The following is a 17,317-nucleotide window of genomic DNA, read 5'->3' as shown; positions in this document are numbered from 1 at the left end:
CTCTTTACCAGACATGGAAGGACGGCTTAGCCCGCGTCCGCAACCTAACTTACTCCACAATCTTGCGGGTGTAACGAATGTCAGTTTTGGCGGGTCGCATTGTAGCAATTGAGGTTGTTGGCCCATGGCAGGAAAAGGCCGCACGTGACGGAAAACGGATCAGCCAATTCTCCCAAGTTTTTTTTACAAGCCGTATGGCAGTCAGTTGAGAATATCCGCTATTGCACCGATCAGGTTCAGAACTTCGTTCGTTCGTCGATCTACCTCGTAGACATAGTTTCCGGCCCGCACATAGTATCCGTTTCTTTTCAGACCATATCTGTAGGGATCGTTGATGCGCACATAGCCATCGTAGATGTAATCCCCAGCTCGGTATCGTTTGACTTGTCCGGGGGGGACGCACGGAACTGCTTTTTTGGCCAAGCCCGGTGGGCAATGTCCTGCTTTTGATTTCACTAGAACAGGATGCATAGCATTGTGGGACCCAACAGTCTTTCTAAGATCAAGAGACTGGACGTCAAAACTCGCACTCGCAACCGGCCCGGTTTGCATTACGAACACCGTCGCTGTGATTGCTAGAGCCGTTTTCATCCATTTGCCTCCTTTAACTGCGTCTTCCATTTATGATCCCCGTCGGGATTTGGCCAATGCAATAGGCGGAGACTGGCTTACCGCTGAAGTCTCCCACTATGACGCGATGGTTCGTTGGCACGACAGCCTCACCTGACGACCTTTCAAACCGCAAAGTTGGAATGGGGTAATTGAAGGAGCGCACGGCCGGACAATTCGTTTGTTCTTATTTCGTAAACAACATTAACCGAACGTGAACAGTGTATTCGCAGTGGGTTCAAACAACTTTAGGCATACTGACTAAGTTGGATCGAACGAGACGTACATCGTTTGACGAAAACAAGGGGAACAAAATGGTCAAGCCTGCCTTTATGACTGAAGATCGCAGCACTGAAATTGCGATGAGGACCTCTAGCGAATCTGCTGAAGAGCGCCTGCAAACCACAATGAATTCGAGCAATAGCCGCTTCCCTCCTATTGAAAACGCACTGACAGAGATCATAAAAAACAAGCGGCTATCCGAGGCTCACCAGAACGTCTGAAGACAAATCAGCTGACCCCCCCGACAATTCTCGATTATCGTCCTAAACATGGGAATTGTAACACAAATCCCGCCCCAAATTGGGGCGGGATTTTCTTGTTGCGCATCGCAATCATCAAGAGTTTGCGCCTAGCAGGCCGACTAGGTCGACCTGCCAACTTGGTATCCGAAAGGCTCGCCGGCGCTCCAGCCTTCAGTTCATCCTGAAGTGGAAGCGGGCGATGGCCAGTAAGCCTCAGGTCACAGTCCCAGCAGCGCTTTGACCTGTTCCTCAACCGCATCGGTGACAGGCTTGTTGGCAGCGGCTTCCAGGGCCTCACGTTCAGCCAGATCTTGCTCTTCAACAAGTTCTGTCAGCTCTTCCACCTCTTCAACGGCTTCATTGTATTCAATGGCTGCCTGTCTCTCGTCATTCAAAGTCTGAGCTTCATCGATCGAAGCGTCCAATTCAACTTGGGCCTCTTCTAGCTGTGCTTCGATATCCGGGTCGCTACCGCCCGCGTCCTCCAAAGCCTGTTCAAGCTCTGCGACTGTGTCCCGATTGGTTTGAACCTCACCCAATGCGACTTCCAAGTCATCCTCGATTTCTTGAACTGTACGATCTGGCTCTTCCAGTCCTTCGAGAAACTCCAACTGTTCTTCCAGTTCCTCACGCAAGGGTTCTCCGGCCAGCACAGTGTCGCGGTACGTGGCAATTCTGCCAACCCGTGAATTGGGCGCAGCATTGGCGAGGGCCGTTGGACTTGCATTGGCCGCGTTCAGGGCACCCAACTCGGACGGATGTGCACCAAGCAGCGCAGCCATACGATTACCTTTGGTGCGGGAAACAGGGCGCTTGGACTCTTCTACAATGACAGTCTGACGAACCGTTCTTTGCACCTTGGCCTTTTGCGTTCGAACGGTTGTCGTTTGGCGGGTTTTGCCATTCCCGTTGAACAGATCTTTCAGAGAGAACCCTCCGCCTTTTTTCGTACCTGACCGAGCAGACTGAGACTTTGTTTTCCCTTGTCCGAATATCCCGACTCTGGTGCCGCCACGGCTTTTGTCGGCCCCGTTGCCACGGCTACCATTTCCAGCCGAGCTGTTGTCTCCGCGATCTCCCTGAGCGCCGTTGCCATTCCCGCCGCCGTTTCCATTGCCTCCGCCATTGCCGCCGCTGTTGCCGTTTCCGCCGCCATTGCCGTTGCCGCCGCCGTTACCACCACCGTTTCCACCGCCATTGCTGCCACCATTACCGTTGCCTGGTTTGGCATAAGCAAAATCAGGAGCTGCGACGGTGGCTACAATGGCCGTGGACCCCAACAAGGCAATCGCGATCGTCGAAGCTTTTAGCAGTCCGCACTTGGTGGTTTTCATTTTCAATCTCCTCAAAACCTTCAGCAACGGCAATCAGCGTGCTGAGGTTGACCACAGTGTTTCGGCAGTATGACTCGCAGTCGAATCAAAGCCCTTGCCACTGATTTAACTTGAGGTCGCTTGAACGCAGGGCTAACTGCTTGTTCATCATCGGTTCATGTCTGGCCTAGTAGTCTTCAATGAAGGTGTTTGAGGGTGTTATGCAGGCCAAAGCGTTTTTTGTGGTTGCAGCTTTGCTAACCGCCTTGTCCGGGGGACAAGCGGCGGCAGATGCACGCGAACTCAAACAGTCTGAACTGCGCATGGCGACGTTGTCAGGCAGTGCAATACGGCTGAACCGTGTCATCAAAGGCGTGAAGAAAGCATACGGCGGAACCCCTGTTGATGCGCGCGCATTCAAAACAGACAAGATCTACTATCGTATTCTGGTCAAAAAGCCGGGCGGAAAGATCGTCAGCGTGATCGTGAACGCCGAAACCGGCACAGTCGTCTCAAACCGCTCGAGTACCGGTCGCGAGATTTCAGAAGCCGCACGCAATTCAACCAAATCCAAAAGCAACAACGGTCAGAGTGCCTCTGCCACCCGTGGAAACAGTGCAGGTCGAAGCAATGCGGGCGGCAATGGCGGTGGCAATGGCGGCGGCAACGGTGGCGGCAACGGTGGCGGCAATGGCGGCGGCAACGGTGGCGGCAATGGCGGCGGCAACGGTGGCGGCAATGGCGGCGGCAATGGCGGCGGCAACGGTGGCGGCAATGGCGGCGGCAACGGTGGCGGCAATGGCGGTGGAAAAAATTAGAGTTAAGATCGCGCTGATTTAGCTGTAGTCTCTGGATATGCGAATACTCCTTGCTGAAGACGAACCCCAGCTTTGTGAGCAAGTCAAAAAGCTATTGGGTGCGGAAGGTCGCGTGGTCGACGTGGCCCACAATGGTACAGATGCCCTGCATCTGGGGTCGACTGAACCGTACGACATGATCATCCTCGACATCGGCCTGCCTGAGCGTGACGGCATTTCGGTCCTTCGCGAATGGCGCAGCGCGGGCGTCAAGACACCGGTTTTGATCCTGACTGCCAGAGATGGCTGGAGCGAACGCGTCGACGGCCTAGATGCCGGCGCGGATGACTATATGACCAAGCCGTTCCACATGCCTGAATTGGCGGCACGGGTACGGGCCATCTTGCGACGTCAGAGCGGTCAGTTGAACCCCGTGATAGAGATGGGAGAGGTTTCTCTGGATACGCGGAATGGTCGGGTCACCGTTGGGGGCATACCTGTCGATTTGACCGCGCAGGAGATCGCCGTTCTGACCTATCTGGCGCACAACATCGGTCGCATGGTGTCGCGTACTGAGCTGTCGGAACACATTTACGAATATGACGGCGACAGAGATTCCAACACGATTGCAGTATTTGTGACCCGCCTGCGCAAAAAACTGGGCTCCGATTTGATCACAACCGTCCGGGGTCGCGGCTATATGATTGATTCCGCCTAATGCTCTCGTTGCGCCAACGGGCATTACTCGGAGGTATCGCTTCGGGAGCGCTGTCCGTAGGGGTCGGTACGCTGATGGTGTTTTCCTACATCAATACGCGCGTTCTGGAGCAGTTCGACGCAACGCTACAAGACCGGCACACGCAGGTTGTTGTTGGCCTCAGCGCCACCACGGATGACCCTGAAACCCTGCGGCAGTTGGTATTCGACCCGGCCTATAGCACGCCATATTCGGGGCGGTATTGGCAAGTAACGGACGGTTCTGGCGCCATCTATACATCTGCGTCACTCTTCGATGAAACGATCGCCGAGCCTCCGCGCGGAAATGACGAAACAATCATTTGGAACACCTCGGGTCCAGATAGCGAAGCCATTCGTAGCGTCTATCAAAAGATCACGTTCGAAGACGGAACGGAGTGGGGCGTAACTGTCGCCGAAAGCAGGAGCGAATTGATCAACGAACGCGGCGCTGCGCAAAGATACCTTCTCCCAGTTTTCGGATTAGTTGGGTTGATCGGAGTGGCAAGTTCTCTTTTGTTGATGTCCGCCATTGTTGGCCCGCTCCGGAAATTGCGCGCCGATGTCGCCCATCGCTGGGATCGAGGCGATGAGCTGACCCCCGAAGACTACCCGGAAGAGGTTTCGCCCCTGGTGGAAGATCTCAACAAACTGCTGCATCGAAACCGCGAGATTGTCTCAGGTTCGCGAAGACAAGCGGCCGATCTGGCGCATGCGCTCAAGACACCGACGGCCATCTTGCGAAACGAATTGGCGGAACTGGCAGACGCCGGAGCACATACGGAACCCGCGGAAGAAGCCCTAACCCGAATTGACGCCCAGCTTAGCCGTTCACTCGCGCGCATGCGCGCATCAAACACAGGAGAGTTAACGCATTCCAGGACAGACCTTTCGAACTCGGTCGAACGACTGTCTCGGCTGTTCTCGGTCATGGCGGAACGTGAGGGGAAGACGCTTGTTTCGAATTGCGAGGCTGGTCTTCATGTTCGCATGGACCCACAGGACATCGAGGAAGTGATCGGGAACCTCCTCGACAACGCCCTCAAGTGGAGCCGAACGACATTCCAAATCACTGCGAGGCGAACGGATAGCGGCATCGAACTTCGCGTCGAGGACGACGGCCCCGGAATCCCAGAGGAGGCCCGGCTTGAGGTTCTGCGTTCCGGCGGTCGACTCGATACCTCTGTAAAAGGAACAGGGCTGGGGCTGCCTATTTCCGTTGATTTATTGGCCGCCTACGGTGGAACGCTGGAACTTGGAACATCGAAGCGCCTGGGGGGCTTGGCCTGTGAGGTGAATATTGGGCGCGAGACACATAGCCAATAGATAAGCAAAGTGGCGACAGTGTCCTACCGCGTCGCCACACGGCGCCAGCCCTTCGAACGAGACGTGATCGGTCCTGATACTCGGCAAATAGTTTGGGAGCGCGACGATCTAAAAATGGCAAAACCCCACCCCAATATGAACTTCGAATGGCAGACCTGACGTCAGTTGCATGTCGCAGCAATGGCAGGTCGCAAGCATTCGTCGATAGCGTGTCGCCATGATTCAGAATCAAGATTGCAGAACGACACTCTTGAATCTCCTTCCCGATCACGCAGCCCATCGACTTTGCTGGCAATAACCGTGCGCCCGGCGGCGAGCGCTTCGTCCAAGACCAATCCGTACGCCTCCCACCGTGACGGAATCGCGACGACATCGACGGCTTGATAGGCTTCTGCCGGGTCCTCGGCGTGGCCCCTAAATTCGATGCGCGGATCACCTTCTGCCAACGCCTCAAGGTATGAACGTTGACTGCCTTCACCAAAGATCAACAAGCGCGCGCCCGGCGTTCGGGTTGACCGAAAACCCTGAATCAGGATGTCGAACCCTTTCTGCTGTTCCAAACGCCCGATGGCACCAATTGTGGTCTTTGACTTGGGAGGCATAGTGTTGCGCGACAACTGCTCAAGATCAACGGTCGGAGGAATGACAGCCAGTTTTTCCGAAGCAGCCAGGCGTCGTTCCTTCATCCAATCCGACTGCGCGTGGCTGACCGCGACCACCTGATCAAAGAAGGAATAGATCACACGCAGCATCGCAAAAAACCGACTTTTTTGTGGGACATTCAGAGTGGTGAATGCCCGGGTGTAACTGTGTTCGACATGGACCAGTCGAGTGTCCAGATGCATTGCGCGAAGAGCTGAGAACGCAGGTAAGCTTCTCCAGCTTGGTACGACGTGGGACACGATGACATCCGCATTCAGTTTGCCCCAAGAAAACGCGGTCCGTTTGACCTTCAACACTTTTTGCTCGACCGCGCCGGACAGATCTGACTGCGCCAAAAGATGGTCGAGCATCCGCATCACGCCACCCGCTGTGGTGTCGTCTACCAAGTGGAGGATCTTTTTCTGTTCCATGATGACGCCTCTCTCAGATCGATTGCAGTTTGGATTTCATTTGTGCCACCCGGGTGATCGGGCCGGGTCCAAAAGTTTTCAACGCAAGGGCTGCGGCGAAAGTGCTGAACGATTTCATAGGTTCCTCAAGCACCGGGCGGAGGCTTTCCTGGACGCTTCGCGCAAACAACTCCCAAGCTGTGTCCTGATCGAGGTTGGTGATGGCCCGCCGCGCCAGATAGCGCAGCTGATAAGCACGGGCCGAGGGTTCGTGCCGGGCAAAGAATTCAGGGTTCAGCGGGCGCAATTTCGCGACCATACGCTCCCATGCCTCAAACTGGCGATCCAAAGCCGCCGAAAGCCCGCCTGCATTGATCCGGTAGTGGGTCAGCAGCCCCGGAACGCCTTCGATCTGCCAATCGGTCTTCAGCATCAACCGCATCCAGCATTCGATATCCTCTGACTGCCGGAAGGTCTCATCGAAGACCCAATCCCGCTCGATTTCAAAGCTCGGGCGGTAGGCCAGAGCCTTCAGCACAGTCTTTCGTATAACGGCCGCCGATCCGTTGCCGATCGGGTTGCGGTTCAGAACATGTGCTGCGGTCACATCCTTCAGGCGGGGTGCTTGTTTGATCCCCATCATGCACCCCGCCTCGTCGATCAAGGCACTGCCAGAGTAACTAACCCCCACATCCGGTTCGGCCTTGAGATGGTGAATATGAGCCGCCAGCTTCTCGGGCATCCACAGATCGTCGGCGTCGCAAAAGCCGATGAACGTACCCCGCGCGGCAGCGATGCCGGTATTTCTGGCCCCCGCCAGCCCGCGGTTGGCTTGCCCGACAAGTCGTACGCGCGGGTCGCATTGGTGCGTGCGGGCAATCCCGGCGGTCGCGTCCTGCGATCCATCATCGACGATGATGATTTCGAAATCGTCATAGGTTTGCGCCTGCAGTGCGGCGAGCGTTTCGGCCAAGGTTGCTTCGGCGTTGTAGGCGGGTACGACGATGGATGCTGTGGGCATGGTGATCTCCTTCAGAATTCTCATGAAAACAACGCGCGTTTGATCGCTCGCGGCAGGATCGGGGCCAGCGCGGCCCCTGCGGCGGTAGGCAGTCCTCGGCGCAGGGGCAGCAGGAAACCGCGCGCATGCAGACTCAAGCCTTTGCCTGTGTAAGACAGCGCCTGACCCTGATGTCCCAACCGCAGCGCTCGGCGGGCGAGATAGCGCAGATAGACGGCCTCGGACGACCGGGACGGGAATACGCCATATGATGCGGCTGTTTTGACCGCGTAGGCCCGCCCAGCGCGCATTGCGTTCAAGTCCGAGGACAAGCCCCCGGTGCTGGTGCGATACCAGACTTGGAACTGATTGACCCCTTTGATGGTGAACCCTTCGCCTGCGACGCGGATCAGCAGTTCCAAATCTTCGTTATGCACCGTTCTCGTGTCCAACCCGCCGACCTCGTTGAAGACCTCACGGCGGATCGAAAGATTGGACATGGTGCAGACCGGGTTCTCAGCCAAAAGGTCCTGAATGGTCAGGGGTGCGTCAGGAACGGTCGAACCTGTCTGAGAATCTCCGGGCCGATCCGTGAAGAACCGGATCTGCCCAAAAACAGCATCCGTCGAGGAGGATTGGAAGGTTTCGTTTAGCTGCGCCAGCTTGTCCTTGTGCCACAGATCATCCGCGTCGCAGAACGCCAGTATGTCTCCCTTGGCCAGTTCGGCCCCATAGTTGCGGGCAACGCTTGGGCCATCGAAGGGGCTGCTGGCGACCCGGATACGGTGGTCTTGCGCAATGTGATATAGCACGATGGACAGGCACGCGCTTGAAGGACGGTCGCCGACGCAGATCGCCTCCCAATTCGTGAAGCTTTGCGCGCGAATGCTGGTCAGCGTGTCGGCAATTGTATCCGCATCGGTGTGAAACGGCACGATAATCGTAAAGTTGGTCATTGGAAGCCGAGCCTTTCTGTTGTTTTGTGATCCCGAGGCAGCAGAACCCAAGAGGCCGTTAGCATCACGGCAGCACTCGTAAGCAGGTACCCGGTCGCCACTGGCATCAGCCCGAAAGGCGCTATGATCGCGGTGTTGAGGATCAATGCAAAGGCCAAGGCCGCGCTGACCCATAGCTCGGTAACCGCGCGGTTCTCGGACCGCAGCCATCCGGCCACGGCTGACCAGATGACGCTGGGCAATGCGGCAAGGCACAAGACCGAGACTACCGGTGAAATCTGTTGCCACTCGGCCCCTAGCAGCAGCGGCACATAGACCGGCGCAAGCGCGGCTTGCAGCAAAACCAACGGGCTCAGCACCAGGAGGGACGTGCCGAGCCCATGACGCAGCGCCTTGGTTTTATCCAGGGCTGCGCAAAGATGTGGGAAAAGAACAACTGAAAAGGCCTGCGTGAAAGATGTCGCCAAGCCGAGCCCAGCGTTGAAAGCCATGAAGTAGATGCCAAGGCTCTCGGCCCCCAGCATCGCGCCGACGACAAGCTTGTCGGCCTGGAGACGCAGAACTTTGACTATCTCGACGCCCAGAACGGCCCAGCCGAACCCAACAAAGGGGCGAAGAGCGGCAAATCCTTGTTTGGTGTCCAACGCCCAGGGACGCAGGCGGCGCATCAGGACCAGCCAGATCGGAGCAGCCAGCAAGCGGGGCAGCACCAAAGCCAGCGGCGAGGCCCAGAGCAGCGCCAGTAGCGCCGCCATGACATTCGCTCCAACCACCTGCCCTCCGGCAATGGCGGCGGTCTGCTGCAGCTTGCCCTCACGCATCGCAAGCGAGGCCTGTACTAGACCGGCGGGCATGAACAGGTACTCTCCCGCCAGAATGGCGAGCAGCAGCGCCAGCGTCTCGTGCCCTATCGCGTAGAGGAACGCAGCGATAGCCAGCTGCAGCGAAAACAGCGCCCCGCACCAGACCCAGAAGATGCGATGCGCAGTGTTGCAGCGCTGTTCCAACTCAGCCTGAGGGGCTTGGATGATCCTCTGCCCTACGCCGTTCTCGGTCAGCGCCTTGAGGATATCCCCTGCCGCAAGGGCAGCAGCAGCCAGACCGATTGCCTCGGGGCTGAGGCTGCGGGCCACGACAACAACGACCACAAGGCGCGACGCCTTTGCAGCCACTTCGGACGCCGCATAGGCCAGCAGGTGCCGCAAAAAACCGGAATGTGCCAATTGCTGAGTCATGTCGCCAAATATCCAAAAACAGTGTTGGGATCAGTTCTAATTGGCCGCGACTTCCCTGTCCCAGACGCGGGCGGACAGCCAGACGAACCATCCGGCGAGGGCCCTATCCGAATGGGATAAACGGCAATCCCGATGCCGGTCTGACGCATATCAAGACACTGCCGTAGCTGTAGATGCAGTTCAGGAGAGTTCAAAATGACACGACATTTCAAAGTTTTGGTATTAGGAGCCGTCAGCGCGATTGCTCTGTCGGGTTGCAGCAGCATGAAGACCCCGCGCAACATCGAACCCGTCGCAAAAGGCGACAGCTATCAGGCGCAGTACCGTGCCCCCTCGCGGCGCCGGGCAAATGCACCTTTGCTGCAAGCGGAACATATGAATGGACGCGCCTGTATGCCTCAGACCGGGGATCAGGGCGCAAGTGCTTTTGCCAAATGGTCACAGCCCGCGCTTAGCCCATTGTTGGGCGAGAAGCTTTCGCGCAATGACATGGTGCAGATCACCATCGACGGGGATGAGCTTCTCAGCGACACCTATGTTGTGTCCCGCGATGGCGATCTGAAGCTGCCCTACCTACCGCCGGTGCGTGCGCAGGGTCGTACGACCGAGCAGGTAGAGCGGGATGTCGCCCGCGTTCTAGTGGCGGCACAGTTCTATGACAGTACCCCGCGTGTCACGGCGCGCATCAGCGATTTCGCCTCGGTTACTGTCGGCGTGAAAGGCGCAGTGTTTGAGCCCCACTCGGTCGAGATCGGAGGCACCCCAGGCGACTCACTGGATCGAGGACGCCAGGGTGTGCTGGGCGCCTCGACCGAGGCGCGCAACCTCTCGGTCGCCATTCGCGCTGCCGGAGGTGTGCGCCCTGATGCGGATCTGTCAGCGGTCGAACTGCACCGGCAAGGCACGATCTACCGGATGGACCTACGCGGCGTGTTCGAAGGCTCAGACCCGACCGACATCATGCTGCTGACCGGGGATCAGATCGTGGTCAACAGCCGAGGGTGTTTCCAGGATGATCTTATGCGCCCCAGCCCGATCAGCCCGCCCGGCGTGACGCTTTACATGTCCAACCTCACACAACCTGCAACTGGCAACGCAGAGTCGGCTATTGGACGCGACGTGCGTGAGGTACCCTATGGCACGCGCTACCTGCAGGCCGTCGTCGATACCAATTGCGTCGGCGGAGCCAAGACAACCAACGCCAATCGCAGCGCGGTCCTGTTCACCCGTAACCCGATGACCGGGAACTCGATCGTCATTGAACGCAACATCGAAAAGCTGCTGCGACGCGGGGATCGGGATGACTATGACCCCTATGTTTTGCCGGGTGATGCGATCGCCTGCTACGACAGCAAGGCAACCGGCCTAACCGAGGTCGCCCGCGCGGTTGGCATCGTCGGCGCAGCGGCACTGCTAGCCCCCTAATTCAATCCCGAGCGGGCGATGCTTTCGCCCGCTCCCAAGCGGTAGAAACTGCGGCGAGTTTGTCAGTAATGTCTTTGTGTTCTTTGACCGCAGTCTCTACCGCAATTAACGCCTCGCGAAATTCTTCCGCGCCGAAGGTTGCCGCGCTGCCAGCCAGTTTGTGACAAGCCTGAGCGATTTGGGTCAAATCTGACTGGTCAATGGCACCGGTTTCGAGCTGTTCAACGAACTCATCCCCTTCGACAATGAACTTGGCATGCAGACGGCCAAAGACTTTGGGCCCGAGGCTGTCTCTTAACTCAGCCAACGGATCAGGCTGCGCATGCCCTGAAATCTGGCCGTCGGTTCGGGTGACCACCGAAAGCGCCTTGCGCAGAGCATCAAGCGAGATTGGTTTGCCAATGAAAGCAGTCATGCCAGCGGCACGAAAGGTTTCGACCGCGTCTGGCAGGACATTGGCCGACACTGCGATAATCGGCACATCTGTCGACTGCCCCTGGCCATTGCGGATGTGGCGTGCAGCGGTTGGTCCATCCATCACCGGCATGCTGATATCCATCAGGATCGCGTCGAACCGCTGACTGCTGGCCTTTTCGACGCCGACCTGCCCATTTTCCGCTGTCGTTACACAATGACCGTCCAGCGCCAGCATGTTGCAGATGACCTCGAGGTTGATCTCGTTGTCTTCGACCACCAACAAGTTCAGAGGGCGAACGGTCTCGGTATTGATCTGAGCAGCTTCTAGCAGTTGGTCGCGCGCCCACGGCTGCAACGGTATCCGCAGCCAGAAAACACTGCCTTCGCCCAATGTGCTTTCCGCCCCGACCTCACCGCCCATGGCCTGCGCGAACCTACGGGCAATTCCCAGGCCAAGCCCGGTTCCTCCGACCGTGCGACCGATAGAGGGATCGCTGGTGTAGAAGTCATCAAAAATGGCGTCGATCTCATCATCGGCGATGCCAGCCCCGGTGTCGATCACACGCACTTCGTATACATGTGCCTTACCCTGATCTTCAGGTTCACATCTTTCGACCTCAATAGAAACACGGCCATTTTCGGTAAACTTGATCGCATTACCCACGAGGTTCAGCAGAATTTGCCGCAACCTTTGCCCATCAGTCGCGACATGCGGATAGGCTCCACCCACCCATTGCCAAGAGATTGAGTTGCCGCGCGAGGCCGCATTGCCGCTTTGACCATCCACTAGGTCCTGCAGCATCGCGTTCAGGTCGGTTGGCTCGTGCGCGACTGACAGCTTGCCGGCCTCGAACCGAGCAATATCCAGCACCGCATCCACATGGTTTTGCAGAACCTGGCCCGAGATCTCCATGTTGCGGACAAACTGAGACTGCTGTTTGGTCGTGCGTGTATTCTTGAGTAGGGTTAGGTTGCCCAGCAGCCCGTTCAACGGGGTTCTGATCTCATGGCTCATAACAGTCAGAAAATCCGACTTTGCCTTTTCCCCGGCAAGTGCACGGTCGCGGGCCGAGACAAGCTCTTTCTGATCCGCAACGCTTTGTGAGATATCGCGGACGAAACCGATTACGATTTCCTCGTCCCCGGCCTGGGCAGATTGCAACGCAAGTTCGACGGGAAAGACCTCTCCATTCTTGCGCATCGCCTCAAGCTGGACGCGACCCTTGCCAACGACGTGGCGGGCGCCTCCGCTCTGCATCCGCTCCATGCCTTCATCATGGGCTGCGCGTAGATGCGAAGGCACAATCAATTCGCCGATCGAATGCCCTTTGGCCTCTGCCTCGGAATACCCGAAAATCGCCTGTGCGGCCGCGTTGAACTCCAGCACTGTGCCAGCGGCGTTTACCACGATCACGGCATCCAATGAGGTCGACAGGATAGTATTCATGCGTTGGTTCGCCTGCTGAATCGCCTGCCCCCGCCGATCAGCTTTGCGGTTGACCGCCAAGAGGTAGGCGCTGACCGCAGTCAGCGTCAGGAACAAGCCACCCGACAAAACGGCCAGTTGAAACAGGCTGAGCGCGGTTTCCTCACGGCGCTGATCCGACTGGCTTGCAAAGTACGAAATCGCCGAGACAGAAAGCTCTCGCACCTTCGGAGCGATCTCCTGCGCGCCGTCATAGAGATCCGGCAGCCCCGCACTGAGCCCAGGATCCCCAGCGTCAATCGTGGGCACCGAGGCCTCCAGATAGGTGGAGACATCGTTCAGAGGTTCGGCGAATTTCGGGTCACTTCGCAGCGTTTCAAACAGACGCGAGGTGTCCAGAATGTCGATACGGCTGTACAAGAGATCGAAACGGCGGCGGACAAGGTCCAGGTTTTCGGTGCTTCGCCTCGCATCCGATACGCCCGCCTCAAGCGCGTTAAGGTAGAAAAGAAACTCGACCTCGACCTGCGTCAGTGTCCATTGCACGTTATCTGTCCGGGCTGACTGCCGGTCGCGCAGGTCGGATATCACCTTGACAGACAGCAACACGACCAAAGCAAGGGCACCCAGAACGGCGATGCCGACGAGCCCGAAAGCCCACCGGCGCCGCGAGTGGTTTTGGAAACTTCTTGTCAATGTCTGGCCCGTATCGCCCACTTCATACTATATTGTAACCCCACGCTATTTAACGATTTCCAACCTGTCGAGTTGCCAAATGCTGCGAGAGTAAATCACCTCGGTCTGGTACTTGGTGTCACTGTCATAGGGATATACGACCCATAGCGGACCTTTCTGCCGGCGGGACATCGCTGCGCCGTCCATCTCATAGGCGACAATCGGGTCCTGCGCCGAAATCGACTCCAAAGGAATCTCAACCGCGTAGTCATTGATCGCCGTTGCCCGGATCGTCGCGCCCTCTGCTCCGATCAGCTCCAGCAAGACCGACAGGGGAACGCCGACAAAGCGGGTCTCGCCTTCCGTCCAGATTGTTGAGGTTTCAAAGCTACGCCGCGGCAGCGCCAGCAACATTTCCATATCGAACTGCGCCGCCCCGTCGGGGCCGGTCTGCGCGATGTTGCCTGAAATGGTTAGGACAACCTCACCTGTCGGGGTCGCCAAATCTTCGGCTTGCGCAGACGTCAGGCAAAAGGTGAACACCGCTGCAAGGATCGCAAAAAACAGACGCATCTTAGTCTCCATTTCTTTGACCCTAAATAACAAGAAAGAGGTCAGTAGCGACAGATGGGCATGGGGATACGCACCTATCCGAACGGATAGGTGCCTCGGTCTCATGCGGCGGCTGACAGCAGGTTCATGCGCTGGCGCAACATGGATTTGAACCCGTCCCGCAGTTCTGCACGTTGCAACGCAAAGACGGTGGTTGCCTCAAGATACCCGGCGACCGACCCACAATCGAAGCGCTCTCCCTGAAAAGCGAAGCCGTAGCATCCGGTACTTTCGATATCGGATGCGATCGCATCGGTCAGTTGGATTTCGTTTCCCGCGCCGGGTGCCAATCCGTTCAGTTGATCGAATATCGAAGGTTGCAGCAGATATCGCCCGACGATGCCAAACTCGGACGGCGCCTCATCGGCGGAGGGCTTTTCGACCAACCCTTTCAGATACTGTACCTGCCCTGTCCTGTGCTCGATATCGACCACGCCATAGGCACCGATCCGGTCGGATGGAACCTCTTCGGTCGCGATCATGTGTCTGCCTTCAAAGTTCTGGACCATTTGCGCCAGGACCGGGCGCTGCGCGTGGATCACATCATCCGGCAGGATCACCGCGAAGGGTTCATCACCGACAATGTCACGTGCCAGAGAGACTGCGTGGCCCAGTCCGCGTGGGCTGTCTTGTTGGATAAAACTGTATGCCTCATCCTCAAGATTCGTGCGGCGCAAACGGTTCAGCAGGGTGGTTTTGCCGCCATCCTTCAGTTTGCGCTCCAGCCCCGGGTTCAGCCCAAAATACGTCTTCAGCGCGGATTGGCCAGTTGACGTGATAAAGATGAATTCAACAATCCCGGCGGCGCGGGCCTCGTCCGCTGCATATTGGATCAAGGGGCGGTCGATCAACGGCAGCATTTCCTTGGTCACCGATTTGGTGGCCGGCAGAAACCTTGTGCCCAGACCTGCGACCGGGAAAACAGCTTTGCGAATACGGGTCATTTCAATGCTCCTAGGATTGATCAGTAAGCGCCTCTACCCGACACGACGGCACGTGCGGTCAATGCGATGAGAAATAGGTTCAGAAGGGGCGAGCGGGCGCGGACATAGGCCGTATCCAGTTCGATCATGCGGTCAAAGCCGATGCCCGCGCGGCCCGAAACCTGCCAGAGGCCAGTGATACCGGGACGCACCTGAAGGCGCTCCAGTGCTTGTTCTGGATAGGCGGCAACCTCTTCGGGTAAAGCCGGGCGCGGGCCAACCAACGACATATCCCCTTTCAGCACGTTGAAGATTTGCGGCAGTTCATCCAGCGAGCACCGGCGCAGAACTTTCCCGACACGGGTGATGCGTGGATCATTTTTAGCTTTGAAGCACACGCCCTCACGGTCCGAACGGGCGAGCAGGTCCGTACGCCGCGCTTCTGCGTCCTGCGTCATCGAGCGGAACTTGTACATCGTGAAAGGCACGCCGTTTCGACCGATCCGCGTCTGCCGAAAAAAAGCGGGGCCGCGACTGTCCAATCGCACCAATGCGGCGATTGCGGCCATGGGCAGGGCCAGAAGAGACAGCGCGACCACCGCCAAAGTGAGGTCCAGCAGGCGACATGCTGAGACCTTGGGAACAGAATTGTGCGCGGCACGCCCGAGGAATTCGAAATTGCCCAATAGATATCTGCGGGCCATGCGACGCGGCTCCATCGCCAACCGCCATGCCCACTCCATCCGGGCGCGCCGAACGATGCGCGGCGCACGGCGCACATTCCCGGCCAGGAAGTCAAACAAAGCACCCACACCCAGCGCGATGCGAGGGTCAAGCCGGTGGCGGTTCTGCGTAATCCACAACTCCTGCAGCGGGACGCCCATCGCGACCAACAGGATGTCGGCGCCGGACAGGTTGATATCGTCGATCGCCTCATCAACCCGCGCTGCACCTTCATAACCATCGCGCGTACCAGCCACGGCCAAATCGGGGATTATTTGCTGCAACCGCGCCGCCGCTGCCTGAGCTGTTCCGGGACGCCCCCCCAACAGGTAGACCGACTGCCCAAGACACGCCGCGCGTTTCAGCAGTTTGGGCACAAAGTCCGTACCGTTCAGGTTCTCGGCCAACTGGACGCCTTGCAACTTTGCCGCGACCTCTACCCCAATCCCGTCAGGTAGGATCATATCTGCCCGGGCCAATGCTGCTCGATAGGTATGGTTACGGGCCCGTATGTTTGCGCAATGTGCATTTAGGAAAAAGACCGTCCGGCGGGTTCCATCCAGCAGTTTTGAGATCACCTGCCCGGATTGGGCATTCACAACTGGCAAACCCAAAATCTCGGACTCTTCCAGATTTGGTGTGGGTGTCGGCTGCGCGCCTTTGTACATATCTTGGACTGACAGGAACTGCATGGAACTCTCCGATCAACGATGACAATCTCTGGCTTCAGACTGCCAACGTGATCCTGCAACCGATAGGCGAGCATCCGGAGAGGGATCGGAGAATAGGTCTATTCAAACGACCCCGCAGCACATAGCGTGGTGGAAACGGCCCGCTGACCTATCCGATTGGATATTCACCTGTCCGTCAGGCAGGCTTCATGCCATGTGTTCAATGATTTATTAACGCATTTGGGTGTGGTTGGGTGCAGACGGAGATTTGAGATGAAAGTTCTTATTGCTGACGACCACAAGCTTATTTTGGACACGCTTGTCGCCTTTTTTGATGCCGCAGGCGGGATCGAGGTTGAAACGGCGCCGGATTTCCCAGCCGCGAAAACTCTGATTGAGAACGACGGAGCCTTTGATCTGGTCCTTCTGGACCTGAACATGCCCGGCATGAACGGGTTGGCCGGACTTGAAACCTGCATCGCTTTGGACGGTGCCCAGCATGTGGCCTTGTTTACCGGCGACACCTCGCGCGATCTGGCGCAACGCGCGCTGGAACTTGGCGCGGCCGGTTTCGTCCCAAAGACTCTACCTGCCAAATCCCTGGTTAACGCGATCCGCTTTATGGCGATGGGCGAGCAATACCTTCCTGCGGGTTTCATGAACGCGGAGCAGCCAGAAGACTCCCACCCTATGGCTCAAAAACTCACAGAGCGAGAGCGGCAAGTTCTCAAAGGGCTGACTGAGGGCAAATCCAACAAGGAAATCGCCCGCGATCTGGATCTGTCAGAGCCGACGATCAAACTGCATATGAAGACTTTGTTCCGCAAAGTTGGTGTCAGCAATCGAACCCAGGCCGCCTTAGCTGCGCGCGAGGCGGGGTTTTTCTAAGCGTCACTAT

16 protein-coding genes are annotated in these 17,317 nt (G+C 57.5%); 6 read left to right on the top strand and 10 right to left on the bottom strand.

What is annotated here, in order from left to right; translation table 11 throughout:
- Positions 1-201 precede the first annotated feature (201 nt).
- The gene (locus tag ACR0IP_RS11465; protein WP_480525628.1) at positions 202-621 is read right to left on the bottom strand and encodes a hypothetical protein; all 420 of its coding nucleotides are present in this window, start codon (positions 619-621) and stop codon (positions 202-204) included.
- A 302-nt stretch (positions 622-923) separates the two neighbouring features.
- Here ACR0IP_RS11465 and ACR0IP_RS11460 point away from each other — a divergent pair, with 302 nt between their 5' ends.
- Positions 924-1,112 carry a hypothetical protein gene (locus ACR0IP_RS11460; RefSeq protein ID WP_170375770.1) on the top strand — a complete coding sequence of 63 codons (189 nt, stop codon included), beginning with the start codon at positions 924-926 and terminating at the stop codon, positions 1,110-1,112.
- Positions 1,113-1,351: 239 nt separating this feature from the next.
- Here ACR0IP_RS11460 and ACR0IP_RS11455 read toward each other — a convergent pair whose 3' ends face one another.
- The gene (locus ACR0IP_RS11455; protein WP_480525626.1) at positions 1,352-2,467 is read right to left on the bottom strand and encodes a hypothetical protein; all 1,116 of its coding nucleotides are present in this window, start codon (positions 2,465-2,467) and stop codon (positions 1,352-1,354) included.
- A 179-nt stretch (positions 2,468-2,646) separates the two neighbouring features.
- Between ACR0IP_RS11455 and ACR0IP_RS11450 the strand changes: the two genes are divergently transcribed.
- From ACR0IP_RS11450 to ACR0IP_RS11440, 3 genes are all read left to right on the top strand, one after another.
- Positions 2,647-3,264: a PepSY domain-containing protein gene (locus tag ACR0IP_RS11450; protein ID WP_480525624.1), complete on the top strand. Its 618-nt coding sequence runs from the start codon at positions 2,647-2,649 to the stop codon at positions 3,262-3,264.
- 37 nt (positions 3,265-3,301) lie between these two features.
- On the top strand, positions 3,302-3,961 hold the full coding sequence (locus ACR0IP_RS11445) for a response regulator transcription factor (protein ID WP_170642565.1): 660 nt from the start codon (positions 3,302-3,304) through the stop codon (positions 3,959-3,961).
- A 74-nt stretch (positions 3,962-4,035) separates the two neighbouring features.
- Positions 4,036-5,304, top strand: a complete 1,269-nt coding sequence (locus tag ACR0IP_RS11440; RefSeq protein WP_170690799.1) for a sensor histidine kinase — start codon at positions 4,036-4,038, stop codon at positions 5,302-5,304.
- A 161-nt stretch (positions 5,305-5,465) separates the two neighbouring features.
- On the opposite strand, the gene ACR0IP_RS11435 is transcribed toward ACR0IP_RS11440, so the two are convergent.
- Genes ACR0IP_RS11435 through ACR0IP_RS11420 form a run of 4 tightly spaced genes read right to left on the bottom strand, consistent with a single transcriptional unit; the run spans position 5,466 to position 9,547 of the window.
- Positions 5,466-6,377 (bottom strand): glycosyltransferase family 4 protein, encoded by a 912-nt coding sequence (locus ACR0IP_RS11435; RefSeq protein ID WP_170375778.1) that lies wholly within the window; start codon positions 6,375-6,377, stop codon positions 5,466-5,468.
- 13 nt (positions 6,378-6,390) lie between these two features.
- Positions 6,391-7,377, bottom strand: a complete 987-nt coding sequence (locus ACR0IP_RS11430; protein ID WP_170375780.1) for a glycosyltransferase family 2 protein — start codon at positions 7,375-7,377, stop codon at positions 6,391-6,393.
- A gap of 20 nt (positions 7,378-7,397) precedes the next feature.
- Positions 7,398-8,312, bottom strand: coding sequence for a glycosyltransferase family 2 protein (locus ACR0IP_RS11425; protein ID WP_480525621.1), 915 nt, complete (start codon positions 8,310-8,312; stop codon positions 7,398-7,400).
- Positions 8,309-9,547: an oligosaccharide flippase family protein gene (locus ACR0IP_RS11420; protein WP_170678394.1), complete on the bottom strand. Its 1,239-nt coding sequence runs from the start codon at positions 9,545-9,547 to the stop codon at positions 8,309-8,311. Before ACR0IP_RS11420 ends, ACR0IP_RS11425 begins: the two co-directional genes overlap by 4 nt.
- Before the next feature lie 195 nt (positions 9,548-9,742).
- Here ACR0IP_RS11420 and ACR0IP_RS11415 point away from each other — a divergent pair, with 195 nt between their 5' ends.
- On the top strand, positions 9,743-10,972 hold the full coding sequence (locus tag ACR0IP_RS11415; protein ID WP_480525619.1) for a polysaccharide biosynthesis/export family protein: 1,230 nt from the start codon (positions 9,743-9,745) through the stop codon (positions 10,970-10,972).
- Position 10,973: 1 nt separating this feature from the next.
- Here the strand turns inward: ACR0IP_RS11415 and ACR0IP_RS11410 are convergent, their stop codons facing one another.
- The 4 genes from ACR0IP_RS11410 to ACR0IP_RS11395 all read right to left on the bottom strand — a co-directional run bounded on the left by ACR0IP_RS11410 (position 10,974) and on the right by ACR0IP_RS11395 (position 16,440).
- Positions 10,974-13,511, bottom strand: coding sequence for an ATP-binding protein (locus tag ACR0IP_RS11410; RefSeq protein WP_480525617.1), 2,538 nt, complete (start codon positions 13,509-13,511; stop codon positions 10,974-10,976).
- Between the two features lie 45 nt (positions 13,512-13,556).
- Positions 13,557-14,063: a molybdopterin-dependent oxidoreductase gene (locus ACR0IP_RS11405; protein ID WP_170690812.1), complete on the bottom strand. Its 507-nt coding sequence runs from the start codon at positions 14,061-14,063 to the stop codon at positions 13,557-13,559.
- A 101-nt stretch (positions 14,064-14,164) separates the two neighbouring features.
- Complete coding sequence (locus tag ACR0IP_RS11400) at positions 14,165-15,046, bottom strand: UTP--glucose-1-phosphate uridylyltransferase (RefSeq protein ID WP_480525615.1); 882 nt, start codon at positions 15,044-15,046, stop codon at positions 14,165-14,167.
- A gap of 20 nt (positions 15,047-15,066) precedes the next feature.
- Positions 15,067-16,440 carry a sugar transferase gene (locus ACR0IP_RS11395; RefSeq protein WP_480525613.1) on the bottom strand — a complete coding sequence of 458 codons (1,374 nt, stop codon included), beginning with the start codon at positions 16,438-16,440 and terminating at the stop codon, positions 15,067-15,069.
- 252 nt (positions 16,441-16,692) lie between these two features.
- On the opposite strand from ACR0IP_RS11395, the gene ACR0IP_RS11390 reads away from it, so the two are divergent.
- A complete protein-coding gene (locus ACR0IP_RS11390) occupies positions 16,693-17,307 on the top strand; it encodes a LuxR C-terminal-related transcriptional regulator (RefSeq protein ID WP_480525612.1) in 615 nt (204 codons plus the stop codon).
- Positions 17,308-17,317: the final 10 nt, after the last annotated feature.

It is taken from the genome of Ruegeria sp. AL11, from assembly GCF_056540865.1.
This window is presented reverse-complemented; position numbering and strand designations above follow the sequence as displayed.

Coding starts and splice junctions, on each gene's coding strand:
- ACR0IP_RS11465 (WP_480525628.1), bottom strand. CDS start 621: ATGGAAGACGCAGTTAAAGGAGGCAAATGGATGAAAACGGCTCTAGCA.
- ACR0IP_RS11460 (WP_170375770.1), top strand. CDS start 924: ATGGTCAAGCCTGCCTTTATGACTGAAGATCGCAGCACTGAAATTGCG.
- ACR0IP_RS11455 (WP_480525626.1), bottom strand. CDS start 2,467: ATGAAAACCACCAAGTGCGGACTGCTAAAAGCTTCGACGATCGCGATT.
- ACR0IP_RS11450 (WP_480525624.1), top strand. CDS start 2,647: ATGAAGGTGTTTGAGGGTGTTATGCAGGCCAAAGCGTTTTTTGTGGTT.
- ACR0IP_RS11445 (WP_170642565.1), top strand. CDS start 3,302: ATGCGAATACTCCTTGCTGAAGACGAACCCCAGCTTTGTGAGCAAGTC.
- ACR0IP_RS11440 (WP_170690799.1), top strand. CDS start 4,036: ATGGTGTTTTCCTACATCAATACGCGCGTTCTGGAGCAGTTCGACGCA.
- ACR0IP_RS11435 (WP_170375778.1), bottom strand. CDS start 6,377: ATGGAACAGAAAAAGATCCTCCACTTGGTAGACGACACCACAGCGGGT.
- ACR0IP_RS11430 (WP_170375780.1), bottom strand. CDS start 7,377: ATGCCCACAGCATCCATCGTCGTACCCGCCTACAACGCCGAAGCAACC.
- ACR0IP_RS11425 (WP_480525621.1), bottom strand. CDS start 8,312: ATGACCAACTTTACGATTATCGTGCCGTTTCACACCGATGCGGATACA.
- ACR0IP_RS11420 (WP_170678394.1), bottom strand. CDS start 9,547: ATGACTCAGCAATTGGCACATTCCGGTTTTTTGCGGCACCTGCTGGCC.
- ACR0IP_RS11415 (WP_480525619.1), top strand. CDS start 9,743: ATGACACGACATTTCAAAGTTTTGGTATTAGGAGCCGTCAGCGCGATT.
- ACR0IP_RS11405 (WP_170690812.1), bottom strand. CDS start 14,063: ATGCGTCTGTTTTTTGCGATCCTTGCAGCGGTGTTCACCTTTTGCCTG.
- ACR0IP_RS11400 (WP_480525615.1), bottom strand. CDS start 15,046: ATGACCCGTATTCGCAAAGCTGTTTTCCCGGTCGCAGGTCTGGGCACA.
- ACR0IP_RS11395 (WP_480525613.1), bottom strand. CDS start 16,440: ATGCAGTTCCTGTCAGTCCAAGATATGTACAAAGGCGCGCAGCCGACA.
- ACR0IP_RS11390 (WP_480525612.1), top strand. CDS start 16,693: ATGAAAGTTCTTATTGCTGACGACCACAAGCTTATTTTGGACACGCTT.